Raw genomic sequence first — 12,833 nt, 5'->3', positions numbered from 1 at the left:
GATTGCTGATTCGTACCCGATCCTTGCTCACGCCCTGGCGCAGCTTGTGCAGCATCTGATCATCCTGCTGCTCGACCTCTTTGATCGGCACCGGGCGAATTCGCCCATGTTCACTGGCCTCCGCAATGGCCTGAGCATCGGTGTAATCGTTTTTCTGACCTCGAAGATAGCCCTTCACATCTTGAGGCGGTAACAACTCAACCTGATGCCCTAACGCTCGTATCTGGCGAGCCCAATAGTGCGAGCTCCCACACGCCTCAAGAGCGCCTGTGCAAGGCTGCAAACGCACCAGGTGGTCCAGCAACTGCTTCCGGCGCACTTTGCGCTTCCAGCCGCTCTGACCTTTAGGGCCCACCCCAAAAAGGACAAACGTGTTCTTTGCGAGATCAGTGCCAACCGTTGTAACCTTACTCATGGTCTCCTCCCACTCGTTTCTGATAGGAAAATTCTCCTTCCCTATCCTGGCGCATTGCGACGCCGATTAGGAGGGGAGGAGACCATCTCATCGACCTACTTGTTTTTCAACAATCGGGCCTGCACATAGAATGATCAGGGCAAGGGCCGGGCGGACTTTCCAAAAACGTGGAGCGCCAGGGATGGCGCGACCGAGCCCTACATGGACGTATTCACGGGCGTTTTTTGGAAAGTCCGCCCGGCCCTTGCCCGTTAACCGATTATTAGAAACACCTACTCCCAAACGAGAAACCCGGGGGAGTAAATCAAAACGGAGCACTTTTGAACGCCAACGATCACAGACAATTTGACCTGCACCCGGTGGACCAGCGTCGGCTGGCGACGCTTTGTGGCCAGTTTGATGAAAACCTGAAGATGATTGAAAAACGCCTGCACGTGAAAGTCGGCAGGCGCGGCCATCATTTCCGAGTTGAGGGTGAGACCGAACATGTGGCGGCGGCCGTTGAGGTTATCCGGCATCTTTATCGGGAAACCGAGGCTACCGATGACCTTCCTCCGGATACCGTGCATCTGTTTATCCGGGAAACTGGTTTTGAACGCCTGCCCGAAGACGTGCCCTACGATGGCGCTGTGACGGTCATCAAGACCCCCAAGCTTCAGGCCAAGCCGAGGGGCGCGAATCAGCAGAAGTATGTGCACAATATCCGCACCCACGATATCAACTTCGGGATTGGGCCGGCGGGTACCGGCAAGACCTGGTTGGCGGTGGCCTGTGCCGTTGAAGCACTGAAAGACGAGCAGGTGAAGCGGATTTTGCTGGTTCGGCCCGCGGTCGAGGCCGGCGAGAAGCTTGGTTTTCTTCCCGGCGACCTCGCGCAAAAGGTCGACCCATACCTGCGTCCGCTGTATGACGCTCTCTATGAAATGCTTGGGTTTGACCAGGTTACCCGGCTGATTGAGAAAAGCGTGATTGAGATTGCGCCGCTGGCGTTCATGCGCGGCCGGACGCTGAACAACTCATTCATCATTCTGGACGAAAGCCAGAACACCACCCGGGAGCAGATGAAGATGTTTCTGACCCGGATCGGCTTTGGTTCCACGGCTGTGATTACCGGCGACACCACTCAGGTAGACCTGCCACGGGGTCAGAATTCGGGGCTTATTCACGCTGCCGGGGTTCTGAGCAAGGTATCAGGTATTGGGTTCACACGGTTCGAAGCAAAGGACGTTGTTCGGCACCCGCTGGTACAGCGGATTGTTGAAGCCTACGATTCCTTTGACGACGGGAGTGCGACGGGCCAGTGAATAAGCTGACTGTGGATTTTCAGCAGGTTTTTGAGGCGCCAGGAATACCTTCGGAGACGCAGGTTCAAAAATGGGCGCAACTTGCCTGGCAGGGCGAGGATCCGTCCGAGGTGACGGTCCGTATTGTCGGAACCGAAGAAAGCCAGGCCCTGAATCATCAGTACCGTGGGCGGGACTACGCGACCAACGTGTTGTCCTTCCCATTTGAGGCGCCAGCCGGTATAACGGTGCCATTGGCCGGAGATCTGGTGATTTGTGCACCGGTTGTCGAGAAAGAGGCCATGGAACAGGAAAAAACCCTGGTCGCCCACTGGGCGCACATGGTGGTGCACGGCATGTTGCATCTCCAGGGTTTTGATCATATTGAAGACGATGATGCCGAGGTCATGGAAGCCCTCGAAATCCGGCTGCTGGCGCAGCTTGGATTTGGCAATCCCTACGAAGCAGAGGAAACGGAACAAGACTCATGAGCGACGATCAGTCGAGTCGCAGTCAGGGCGGAAAGTCCTGGCTGGAACGTATATCACAGGCCTTCTCCAGCGGGCCTGAGTCCGTCGAGGACGTGCTGGAAATCCTGCGGGACGCCGAGTCCCAGAACATCATCGATGTTGATGCCATGAGCATCATCGAAGGTGCCATGCAGGTGATCGACATGCGGGTGGATGAGATCATGATCCCCCGTTCGCAAATGGTCACCGTCAAGGCCTCCCAGGAGCCCAAAGAGTTTCTGGGTGAAATCATGGATTCCGCACACAGCCGGTTCCCGGTCATCGGGGACAGCCAGGACGATGTGATTGGCGTTCTTCTGGCCAAAGATCTGCTTCCCCTGGCCCTGAACAATGATCTGAACTGGAACCGTATCCGGGAAATCCTGCGCCCGCCCACCTTCGTGCCCGAGAGCAAGCGCCTGAACCAGCTGCTCAAGGAGTTCAAGGAAAATCGCAACCACATGGCCATTGTGGTGGACGAGTACGGTGGCACTGCCGGGCTTATCACCATTGAAGACGTGCTTGAACAGATTGTCGGCGAAATCGAAGACGAGCACGATTTTGATGAAGAAACCCACATCAAGGCCCGGGGCGATGGCAGCTACGCCGTGAAAGCGGTGACCCCCATTGATGATTTCAATGAGTTCTTCGAAACCGAAATGGACGAAGAGGAATTCGACACCATCGGTGGCGTGGTTCTCAAGGAATTCGGACACCTGCCCAGACGGGGCGAATCGGTTGAATTCGGCGGCTTGCGCTTTACCATTGCCAACGCCGATAACCGCGTAATCCGTCTGCTGCAGGTAACCCGAAGTGACCAGTGACGCCACACATTCCAGAGCGCTGAAAACCCCGCTCTCCTCCAACGCCTGGTTGGGCGCGGCCACCCTTGTGGTTGCCGGCGCCCTGCAAACCCTGACCTTTTCTCCGTTCAACCTCTGGTGGCTGGGCCCGGTCTCGGTCCTGCTGATCCTCCTGGTTACCGTACCCCTGGCACCGGAGAAGCTTTTCCGGGCTGGCTGGCTTACTGGCCTGGGGCTGTTTGGCAGCGGCGCCAGTTGGGTCTACATCAGCATCAGCGAACACGGCAACACGGCAATTCCCATCGCCGTCCTGTTGACGGTTCTGTTCGTAGCGGGCCTGGCGCTGTTCCACGGCCTGGCCTTCTGGTTCTGGGGCAAACTGGCCAAGGACAGCCCGGCCCGGCGCCTGATCCTGTTTCCGGCCATCTGGATCCTGGGCGACTGGCTCCGGGGCTGGCTGCTCACCGGCTTTCCCTGGCTGTATCTGGGCACCGCGCACACTGACGGCCCACTGGCCGGGCTGGCACCTCTGACCGGCGTGCATGGCATCACGTTCTGGATTGCTGCCACCGGTGCCGCGCTTTACGGCGGCTGGTGGCTGCTGAAGCGCCTCAAACCGGTGGCTGCGGGCGTCACGCTGGTTGTTGCCCTGATTCCCTGGCTGGTTGCCCCGGCCATGAACCGTGTCGACTGGACGGATCTGAGCGAAGACCCTATATCCTTTGCCGCCATGCAGGGCAATATTCCCCAGCAGATCAAGTGGGACCCGGAGTTCCTGAAGGACCAGATCGTCACCTATCTGGGGATGACCGAAGACCATTGGGACACGGATCTGATCCTCTGGCCGGAAACCGCCATTCCCACTCCCCAGGATCAGGCTGGCAAGATCATCGATCACATCAGTGCAGAGCTGGGCGACAACAGCACCCTGATTACCGGCATACCCTGGTACGGATTCAGTGACCGAATTGAAGATTTCACGTTTCACAACAGCATCATGGCCATCGGCAATGGCGAAGGGATCTACCACAAGCAGAAGCTGGTGCCTTTCGGCGAGTACGTGCCACTGCAAAGCGTGCTGCGGGGGCTGATTGGTTTCTTCGATTTGCCCATGAGCGATTTCAGCCGGGGACCGGAGTGGCAGGATCCGCTCAAGGCCAATGGCGTCAATGTGATGCCCTTCATCTGCTATGAAGTCGCCTATCCGGATTTTGTTGCCTTTAATGCCCGGGGCGCGGGCCTGCTGCTCACGATCAGCAACGATGGCTGGTTCGGCGATTCCATTGGGCCGTTACAGCATCTGCAGATTGCCAGAATGCGGGCACTGGAAACCGGTCGCTACATGCTCCGGGGCACCAACAACGGCGTGACTGCGATCATCAATAACCGGGGCGAACTGACCGAAACCATCCCCCAGTTCGAGCGCGCCACCCTGACCGGCGAGGTGTTCACCGCCACGGGCAGCACGCCTTACATGCAGACTGGCTCCTGGCCGGTCCTGACCCTCGCAGTTATTCTCATCGTGTTTGTCCGGGAGCGGATTATTCCTCCTGTTTCGGCCAGCGGCTCGTAACCCGCTCGTAGTAGTGGGAGCCGCAGGCTTCACAGGGTTCCAGATGGCTGGTGGCTGTCAGGCAGCGCATGTGCCCGCAGTTCAGGCACTGGAACATGCCAGCAGTGGCCACCTCGCCTGAAATGTACTGGCCCACTTCCTTGTTTTCCAGTTTCTGTCTGAGTTCCAGGAAGTCGACGACGGTTTTATCAGCAACCGAGAACAAACTGTCCGCCAACTGGTGTTCCAGCAGCGCGATATCAAGCTGCAACCATTCGCTCAGGCCTTCACCAGTCTCCTCGACAAAATGCAGCAGGTGTTCAAGATCCCGCTGCAGATAAGCCCCCAGGAGGTTTGCCTCATCCCGGGTCATTTCCTCGAGTTCGTACTCGAACTCCACCGCTTTCTGGACCTCTTCTTCGAGGTTCTGGAGCGATGTTTCTTCCAGGTCATGGAGACGCGTTTTTACCCGCTCCAGCATACGGTCGTAAACTTCCAGTGCCTTGCCTGAGAGATGACTTCTTTCTGGTTGTGTCATGTTGACTCCTTGATACCGCAAATCTGGGTGCAAGAGCCGGACTGCGCCCTCTCTTTCCGGGACACGCTGTGAATACATCCCTGTACGCTTGACTGCAGCATCCATGCTGCAGACAGTCCCGGAAAGAGAGGTCGAAGCCCGTCTCCCAAACCTTGGGAAAACACCTGCCGACTCCACTGCTTATGCCTGGGGCGCTGGCGGCGATGACTCCCCGGGACTGTGAGCAGCATGGATGCTGCGATCAAGCCTACACGGACGTATTCACGGCGTGTCCCGGGGAGTCATCGCCGCCAGCGCTACCCCCATATCAGCAAGTCTGGCACAAGAACAGAAAATTGGCAGACTACCTGTAAAGGCTAGTGTGCGTTAGAATGTCCGGCTCGCTCCAGACGTGATTTTTGATACAGGCTTTTATTTTTCCACACAAGGTAATTTCGGTAATGGCAGGAATGGACGAGCAATACAATCCCCGTGACGTAGAACAGAATGCCCGTGATTTCTGGGAAGAGAACAAGACCTTTATGGTCAAGGAAGAGCCGGGCAAGCCCAAGTACTACTGCCTGTCCATGTTCCCCTACCCCAGTGGCAAGCTGCACATGGGGCATGTCCGTAACTACACCATCGGCGATGTGATTTCCCGCTATCAGCGCATGCAGGGCAAGAACGTGATGCAGCCCATGGGCTGGGACGCATTTGGTCTGCCCGCCGAGAACGCCGCCATTGCCAACAAGACCGCGCCGGCCAAGTGGACCTACGCCAACATCGAATATATGAAGAACCAGCTCAAGCAGTTGGGCTTTGGTTACGACTGGAACCGGGAGCTGGCTACCTGCAAGCCGGATTATTACCGTTGGGAGCAGTGGTTCTTCGCACGCCTTTACGAAAAGGGGCTGGTGTACAAGAAGATGTCCACGGTGAACTGGGATCCGGTGGATCAGACGGTTCTGGCCAACGAGCAGGTTGTGGATGGCCGGGGCTGGCGTTCCGGGGCCCTGGTGGAACAGAAGAAGATTCCCCAGTGGTTTATCCGCATTACCGATTACGCCGAAGAGCTGCTGAACGATCTGGACCAGCTGGAAGACTGGCCTGAGCAGGTCAAGACCATGCAGCGCAACTGGATCGGCAAGTCTGAAGGTACCGAGCTGACCTTCCCGCTGAAAGACCGGGACAGTGGCCTGACCGTTTACACCACGCGCCCCGACACCCTGATGGGGGTGAGCTACATGGCCGTGGCCGCAGAGCATCCGCTGGCGAAAGAGGCGGCGGAGCGCCATCGGGACGTGGCTGAGTTTGTCGAGGAGTGCCGAAACAGCAAGACCGCGGAGGCCGAGCTGGCCACCATGGAAAAGCGCGGCATCGACACCGGTTTCAAGGCAATTCACCCGCTGACCCAGGAAGAGATCCCGATTTGGGTCGCCAACTTCGTGCTGACTGACTACGGCACCGGTGCCCTGATGGCCGTTCCGGGCCACGACGAGCGGGACCATGAGTTTGCCCGCAAATACAAGCTGCCCATCAAGCAGGTTATTGCTGCCCGCGATGGCCGCGAGATTGATGTGCAGGAAGAAGCGTTTACCGAAAAAGGCACGCTGGTGTCTTCTGGCAAATACAGCGGCCTGACCAGCGAGGAAGCCTTCGACGAGATTGCCAGCTACCTGGAAGAACAGAATATCGGCAAGCGCACCGTCAACTACCGCCTGCGCGACTGGGGCGTATCCCGCCAGCGCTACTGGGGTGCACCGATCCCGATGATGACCCTGGAAGATGGCACAGAGATGCCGGTGCCCGATGACAAGCTGCCGGTACGTCTGCCGGAAGATGTGGAAATGGACGGTGTCCAGTCCCCCATCAAGGCCGACCCTGAGTGGTGCAAGACGGAGTTCAACGGCCAGCCGGCGACGCTGGAAACCGACACCTTTGATACGTTCATGGAGTCCTCCTGGTACTACGCCCGGTTCTGCAGCCCCAATTACGACCAGGGCATGCTGGACCCGTCCGCGGCCAACTATTGGTTGCCGGTGGATCAGTACATCGGTGGCATTGAACACGCGATCCTGCACCTGCTCTACGCCCGCTTCTTCCACAAGCTCCTGCGGGATGTCGGGCTGGTAACCAGTTCAGAGCCATTCAACCGGCTGCTTTGCCAGGGCATGGTTCTGGCGGAGACCTATTACCGCGACGATGGCAAAGGCGGCAAGGTATGGATTTCGCCCGCCGACGTGACCGTCGAGCGTGACGAAAAGGGTCAGCCCGTTCGAGCAGTACACAGGGAAGATGGTGAGCCGGTGGTTTCCGGCGGTGTCACCAAGATGTCCAAGTCCAAGAACAACGGTATCGATCCCCAGGCTATTATTGATGAGCACGGCGCCGATACGGTTCGCCTGTTCATGATGTTTGCGGCCCCGCCAGAACAGTCCCTGGAGTGGTCGGACAGCGGTGTTGAAGGCGCACACAGGTTCCTCAAGCGGGTCTGGCGTCTGGTGAACGAACACGCCGCCGCTGGTCCGGCACCCGCTCTGGACGCGGCAAGCCTGAACGATGACCAGAAAAACCTGCGACGCAAGACTCACGAAACCATTGCCAAAGTCAGTGACGACATCAGCCGTCGGCTGACCTTCAACACGGCCATTGCCGCGGTGATGGAGCTGCTTAACGAGGTCGGCAAACTGCAAGGTGACGAACCCCAGACCCGGGCGGTACGCCAGGAAGCGCTGGACACCGCAGTGCTTGTGCTGTCGCCGATCGTCCCGCACATCTGCCACACCCTCTGGCAGGCGCTCGGCCACCAGGAGCCCGTGGTTGATGCAACCTGGCCAAAAGCCGATGAAGCCGCCATGGTTCGCAGCCAGATCCAGGTGGTACTGCAGGTGAATGGCAAGGTGCGGGCCAAAGAAGATGTGCCTGCCGACATCAGTAAGGCGGACCTCGAAAAGCTTGCCCTGGAAAACGAGAATGTCATGCGCTTTACAGAGGGAGCGACGGTGCGCAAGGTTATCGTGGTCCCCGGCAAACTGGTGAACGTGGTGGCCAACTGATATGTCCCGGCACTCCGCCCTGAAATCGTCAGCACGCCTGATGCTGACCGCTGTAATGGCGGCGCTGCTTGGTGGTTGCGGATTCCAGTTGCGGGGTGCGCCACCGGTTTCTTCGGCCCTCGAGCCTCTTGCCGTGGATTGCTCCTCACAGGTGCCCGACACGCTGTGCCGTTCCTTGCGTGAACAGCTGAACCTGGGCAAGGTCCGTGTGGCGCCAGTGGCGGAGGCCGACTACATTCTGCGTCTGAAGAACTTCGAGCGTGACCGTCGCGCAAGTGCCATCACCGCCCAGGCCGCAGCCGCGGAATACACGCTGCGTCACTCTGTTGATCTAGAAGTAATCAGCGCGGATCGGATTCCCATGGTGGGCACGACACGCCTGACCACCAGCGAGAGTTACCGCTACGACGAAACCAACGTGCTGGCAAGACAGCGGGAAGAGGAGACCCTCCGCCAGCAAATGGACGATCGTCTTGCGCAGCAGGTGATATTCCGGCTGGCACCATTGACCCCGCAGCGCATCGACGCCATCCGGGCGGATTACCAGCGTGAACAGGAAGCCGACGCCCCAGCCACAGGCCAGCCATGAAGACCAATCCAGGCCAGTTATCCCAGCTGCTAAAAAAGGGCCTCTCGCCCGTCTATCTTATATCCGGGGACGAACCCCTGCTGGTTCAGGAATGTTGTGACCAGGTTCGTAAGGCCGCAAAAGACGCCGGTTTTCATGACCGCCTGACCTTTCACGCTGACCACCAACTGGACTGGAACGCCGTTGGCGAGGAATTCAGTGCCATGTCCCTGTTCGCGGAAAAGCGGCGCATCGAGATTCACTTGCCAACCGGCAAGCTGGGCGACGGCCGCGCGGTACTGGAACGAGTCCTGGCCGACCCTCCAGACGATATCATCCTCGTGCTCATCAGTGCCCGTCTGGACGCGGCGGAAACCCGCCGCAAATGGTACAAGGAGCTTCAGGGAAAGGGCGTACACGTACCGGTGTGGCCCGTCGATGCCGACAAGTTCCAGGGTTGGCTACAGCAGAGGGCCAGCAACCGCGGCCTCAGCCTGACCCGGGGTGCCCTGGCCATCATGAGCGAACGCCTCGAGGGCAATCTGCTCGCCGCGAGCCAGGAGCTCGACAGACTGTCACTGCTCGCAAACGGCAATACCATTGATGAGGAAACCGTTGAACAGGCGGTCCAGGACAGTTCCCGATTCAATGGCTTTGAACTCGTGACCGAGCTGATCAGTGGCCGCGCGCCCCACGCCGGCAAGATGATCACTGTGCTTCAGCAAGAGGGAGAAAACCCGCTCGGTTTGCTATCCGTTCTCAGCCGGGATCTGAACCTGCTGCTTGAGTTGAAATCTGCGGCCGGCCAGTCGGAAAATCCCGCCGCATTCCTGAAAAAACGGGGCGTATTCCAGCCGCAACGTGCCCGCGCAATGGAACAGGCCGCTCGCCGGCTGAACCGGAACCAAGTGAATGAGGCCATCACCCTGTGCAGCCAGATCGACCGCGCGGCGAAAGGCTTCGATTCCCTCTCCCCCTGGCACTATTTGCGGGATATGTCTGCCCTGCTCGCCGGCCGTTCCTGATCTGAATCAAACTCAGCCTTCGTTGTGCCCTGTTGGCCCTGCCGGCCCCTTGACAGTTTTTTACGATCGGGCGCATTGTAAGCACACCAACAATCCAAGGAGGTGCTTGCAATGAGTCTTCAAGAAGAACTCAAGAAGCTGTCGGAAAAAGTGAAACAATACCGGGATGAGGCGCGCGTCCAGATGCATCTGGCCCGTGAAGACGTTAAGGACGAATGGGAGGATCTCGAACAGGATTGGGATCGTTTCAGAAGCAAGATCGATGAAGTTCTGCACGATGCCGAGAACGCGTCCCAGGAAGCTCGTCAGACCGCATCAAAACTTGGCGAAGACCTGAAAACCAGTTACCAGAACATCCGCAACAAACTGAAGTAATACTGTTAACCCGTTAACATTACGCCACAAATTTCTAGCCTGGAGGCTCCGTGGTTTGGAGCCTCTGTGCCATACTTCACAGTATCCGTGAACAAAGCGTCATAGTTTTGACCCGCTTGATCAGATCCTGACCAGTGAGGCCCGAATTGACAGGGTGCTTGAACACACTGCGAGGTATAAAAGGCGTATGAAACGATTCTTACTGATACCCACAGCACTTGGCCTATTGCTCACCACTACCCTCGTGATTGGCCAGAATACCCGGTTCAGTGATCCAAAAACCGTTGTTACCGATCACTTCTGGGGTGACCTTTACGCCAGTGGCGGCAATTCCTTCTTCTGCAACACCGCCTTTACAAGCAAAGGATTCGTTCTGACGGACGGTTATGTCTATCCATTGGCCGATGTCCGCAGCGCACTCGACTGTGGCACCTCGCGTCAATGTGAACAGGATAACCGCTACCGTCAGATCGCGTCTGACATGCACAACATGGTACCGGTGCGCAGCCGGACCGAGATGGGCCGGCGAAACGCTCGTTACGAGGACCTGGGCTCGTCAGTAAGCGAAGACGAATGCGGCATTCGCCAGAGCGCCCAGTTCTTTGAGCCCCCGGGGCGGGTAAAGGGAGATGTGGCGCGCACGGTGGCCTACATGGTGGACACCTATGATTTGCCCTGGCTTGGCTCCTCGGCGGTGTTCAAGGGCTGGAACAGGCTGGACCCGCCGGATGATAGCGAGCTGACCCGTCACGGGCGCATTGTCGAAATCCAGGGTAGTGCCAATCCCTTTATTACCAACCCGGAGAGAATGGAGCGACTCTGAGAGTCCGGGAAGCTTGCCCTGCTGACCAATTAACCATAAAAAAACAGGCCCGAGGGCCTGTTTTTTTGTGCCTGAGTCTTGCTGGCTAATCAGAACTCTTCAGCCGTCAGCGCCATCATGGAGTCGCTGCCGCTGCGAATACCTTCAGCCAGTGAAACGGTCTTGGGCAGCAGGCGGTCAAAGTAGAAGCGCGCGGTCTTCAGTTTACCGCTGTAGAATCCGGAGGTATCTGAATCCGCCTGGGGCGCAGCCGCTTTGACGATCTTCGCCCACATATAACCCAGAGCGGTCAGGCCAAACAGATCCAGATAGTCCACAGACGCTGCCCCAATGGCATTCGGGTTATCGCCAGCCTGTTTGATCACGTGCTCGGTAACGTCATCAAGACGCTCAACCGCAGCAGCAAGCGGCTCAAGGAACGGGCGCAGATGATCGTTACCACTGTTCTCCTCCAGGAAGTTTGCGACGTCCTGGGCAAACAGCTCGTAAAGCTTGCCCTGGGTGCCGACCACTTTCCGGCCCATCAGATCCAGTGCCTGGATACCATTGGTTCCTTCGTAGATCTGGGTTATGCGGCAGTCACGAACCAGTTGCTCCTGCCCCCACTCGCGGATGAAACCATGACCACCAAAGACCTGCTGACCCATGATGCAGGTATCGAGGCCGCGATCCGTGAGAAATGCCTTGGCCACCGGTGTCAGCAACGCCACCATACCTTCAGCGTGTTTGCGACGCTCATCATCCTCGGCAAACTTGGCGATATCCAGCCACTGGGCCACGTAGGTTGAGAAAGTACGACCGCCCTCCACATAGCCTTTCATCGTGAGCAGCATGCGCCGGACATCCGGGTGCACGAGGATTGGGTCTGCCGCCTTCTCAGGCTGTTGGGCACCGGTCGGTGCACGGCTCTGGATACGATCAAGGGCGTATTCCCGAGCGCTTTGCAGAGAGGCTTCGGCAGCGCCAATGCCCTGGATACCAACGCCCAGGCGCTCGTAGTTCATCATGGTGAACATCGCCGCCAGACCCTTGTTTTCTTCGCCGACCAGCCAGCCTTTGGCGCCATCGAAGTTCATTACGCAGGTCGCAGAACCCTTGATGCCCATTTTCTTCTCGAGGGAACCACAACTGAAGCTGTTGCGCTCACCCAGGGAACCATCGTCATTCACCAGGAACTTGGGTACCAGGAACATGGAAATGCCCTTTGGACCTTTCGGCGCATCCGGCAGTTTGGCCAGCACCAGGTGGATGATGTTCTCCGCCATGTCGTGCTCGCCCCAGGTGATAAAGATCTTGGTACCTGTAACGTTGAAGGAGCCGTCATCGTTCGGTTCCGCCTTGGTGCGGATGATCCCGAGGTCTGTGCCGGCGTGGGGCTCGGTCAGATCCATGGCGCCGGACCAGACACCGGAATACATGTTAGGCAGGTACTTTTCTTTCAGCTCATCACTTCCGTGGGCGTCCAGCGCGAGGCAGGCGCCGGCCGTAAGCATGGGGGCCAGCCCGAATGCCATGTTGGCGCCCTGCATCATTTCCTCGAACTGCGCGACGAGGGTCTTGGGCATGCCCATGCCGCCAAAGTCCGGGTTGCCGCCAAGACCGTTCCAGCCGCCTTCAACGATGGTCTGGTACGCTTCCTTGAAGCCCTCCGGAGACGTTACCTCACCATCGTTCCATTTGCAGCCCTGCTCATCACCTTCGCGATTCAGGGGCGCAAGTACACCACTGCTGATCTTGCCGGCTTCTTCAAGAATGGCGTCCGCCGTTTCCGGGTCCACATGCTCGGCAACCTTGGGCAGTGAGGCCCACAGTGCGGGGGCATCGAAAACCTCATTCAGAACAAAGCGCATGTCACGTAGGGGTGCCTGATAATCAGCCATCTAAAACTCTCCAAAAATTCTGTCAGT

The 12,833-nt window shown here is 58.0% G+C and carries 12 protein-coding genes; 9 read left to right on the top strand and 3 right to left on the bottom strand.

Going from position 1 to position 12,833, the window contains the following annotated elements; genetic code table 11:
- The coding region (locus tag AC13DD_RS06070) for an IS110 family transposase (RefSeq protein WP_482930982.1) at nucleotides 1–415 on the bottom strand (415 nt) is incomplete at its 3' end.
- Between the two features lie 320 nt (nucleotides 416–735).
- Between AC13DD_RS06070 and AC13DD_RS06065 the strand changes: the two genes are divergently transcribed.
- From AC13DD_RS06065 to lnt, 4 genes are read left to right on the top strand one after another with little or no spacing between them, the layout of a single operon-like run.
- Complete coding sequence (locus tag AC13DD_RS06065; protein ID WP_008170111.1) at nucleotides 736–1,719, top strand: PhoH family protein; 984 nt, start codon at nucleotides 736–738, stop codon at nucleotides 1,717–1,719.
- Nucleotides 1,716–2,189: an rRNA maturation RNase YbeY gene (ybeY, locus tag AC13DD_RS06060; protein ID WP_482930981.1), complete on the top strand. Its 474-nt coding sequence runs from the start codon at nucleotides 1,716–1,718 to the stop codon at nucleotides 2,187–2,189. The genes AC13DD_RS06065 and ybeY overlap by 4 nt, the downstream gene beginning before the upstream one ends.
- The gene (locus tag AC13DD_RS06055) at nucleotides 2,186–3,031 is read left to right on the top strand and encodes an HlyC/CorC family transporter (RefSeq protein WP_064228670.1); all 846 of its coding nucleotides are present in this window, start codon (nucleotides 2,186–2,188) and stop codon (nucleotides 3,029–3,031) included. Before ybeY ends, AC13DD_RS06055 begins: the two co-directional genes overlap by 4 nt.
- Nucleotides 3,021–4,583, top strand: coding sequence for an apolipoprotein N-acyltransferase (gene lnt, locus AC13DD_RS06050; protein WP_482930980.1), 1,563 nt, complete (start codon nucleotides 3,021–3,023; stop codon nucleotides 4,581–4,583). The genes AC13DD_RS06055 and lnt overlap by 11 nt, the downstream gene beginning before the upstream one ends.
- On the opposite strand, the gene AC13DD_RS06045 is transcribed toward lnt, so the two are convergent.
- Nucleotides 4,552–5,100 (bottom strand): zinc ribbon-containing protein, encoded by a 549-nt coding sequence (locus tag AC13DD_RS06045; RefSeq protein ID WP_041645366.1) that lies wholly within the window; start codon nucleotides 5,098–5,100, stop codon nucleotides 4,552–4,554. The genes lnt and AC13DD_RS06045 overlap by 32 nt on opposite strands.
- A gap of 449 nt (nucleotides 5,101–5,549) precedes the next feature.
- On the opposite strand from AC13DD_RS06045, the gene leuS reads away from it, so the two are divergent.
- From leuS to AC13DD_RS06020, 5 genes are all read left to right on the top strand, one after another.
- Nucleotides 5,550–8,135, top strand: coding sequence for a leucine--tRNA ligase (gene leuS / locus AC13DD_RS06040; RefSeq protein WP_288365312.1), 2,586 nt, complete (start codon nucleotides 5,550–5,552; stop codon nucleotides 8,133–8,135).
- 1 nt (nucleotide 8,136) lies between these two features.
- The gene (locus AC13DD_RS06035) at nucleotides 8,137–8,724 is read left to right on the top strand and encodes an LPS-assembly lipoprotein LptE (protein ID WP_092030994.1); all 588 of its coding nucleotides are present in this window, start codon (nucleotides 8,137–8,139) and stop codon (nucleotides 8,722–8,724) included.
- On the top strand, nucleotides 8,721–9,728 hold the full coding sequence (gene holA / locus AC13DD_RS06030; protein WP_482930979.1) for a DNA polymerase III subunit delta: 1,008 nt from the start codon (nucleotides 8,721–8,723) through the stop codon (nucleotides 9,726–9,728). Before AC13DD_RS06035 ends, holA begins: the two co-directional genes overlap by 4 nt.
- 111 nt (nucleotides 9,729–9,839) lie before the next feature.
- Nucleotides 9,840–10,103, top strand: a complete 264-nt coding sequence (locus AC13DD_RS06025) for a hypothetical protein (RefSeq protein WP_482930978.1) — start codon at nucleotides 9,840–9,842, stop codon at nucleotides 10,101–10,103.
- A gap of 187 nt (nucleotides 10,104–10,290) precedes the next feature.
- Entirely contained in the window at nucleotides 10,291–10,926 is a 636-nt protein-coding gene (locus AC13DD_RS06020; protein ID WP_008170100.1) for an endonuclease, read from the top strand.
- 89 nt (nucleotides 10,927–11,015) lie between these two features.
- On the opposite strand, the gene AC13DD_RS06015 is transcribed toward AC13DD_RS06020, so the two are convergent.
- A complete protein-coding gene (locus AC13DD_RS06015; protein ID WP_008170099.1) occupies nucleotides 11,016–12,806 on the bottom strand; it encodes an acyl-CoA dehydrogenase C-terminal domain-containing protein in 1,791 nt (596 codons plus the stop codon).
- Nucleotides 12,807–12,833 lie beyond the last annotated feature (27 nt).

The organism is Marinobacter sp. L-13 (assembly GCF_056857715.1).
The sequence above is the reverse complement of the archived record's forward strand: the minus strand, read 5'-3'. Positions and strand labels throughout refer to the sequence as shown.

What these genes read in the sequence shown, in the direction of transcription:
- AC13DD_RS06055 (WP_064228670.1), top strand. Translation starts at nt 2,186, where the DNA reads ATGAGCGACGATCAGTCGAGTCGCAGTCAGGGCGGAAAGTCCTGGCTG.
- AC13DD_RS06045 (WP_041645366.1), bottom strand. Translation starts at nt 5,100, where the DNA reads ATGACACAACCAGAAAGAAGTCATCTCTCAGGCAAGGCACTGGAAGTT.
- leuS (WP_288365312.1), top strand. Translation starts at nt 5,550, where the DNA reads ATGGACGAGCAATACAATCCCCGTGACGTAGAACAGAATGCCCGTGAT.
- AC13DD_RS06035 (WP_092030994.1), top strand. Translation starts at nt 8,137, where the DNA reads ATGTCCCGGCACTCCGCCCTGAAATCGTCAGCACGCCTGATGCTGACC.
- holA (WP_482930979.1), top strand. Translation starts at nt 8,721, where the DNA reads ATGAAGACCAATCCAGGCCAGTTATCCCAGCTGCTAAAAAAGGGCCTC.
- AC13DD_RS06025 (WP_482930978.1), top strand. Translation starts at nt 9,840, where the DNA reads ATGAGTCTTCAAGAAGAACTCAAGAAGCTGTCGGAAAAAGTGAAACAA.
- AC13DD_RS06020 (WP_008170100.1), top strand. Translation starts at nt 10,291, where the DNA reads ATGAAACGATTCTTACTGATACCCACAGCACTTGGCCTATTGCTCACC.
- AC13DD_RS06015 (WP_008170099.1), bottom strand. Translation starts at nt 12,806, where the DNA reads ATGGCTGATTATCAGGCACCCCTACGTGACATGCGCTTTGTTCTGAAT.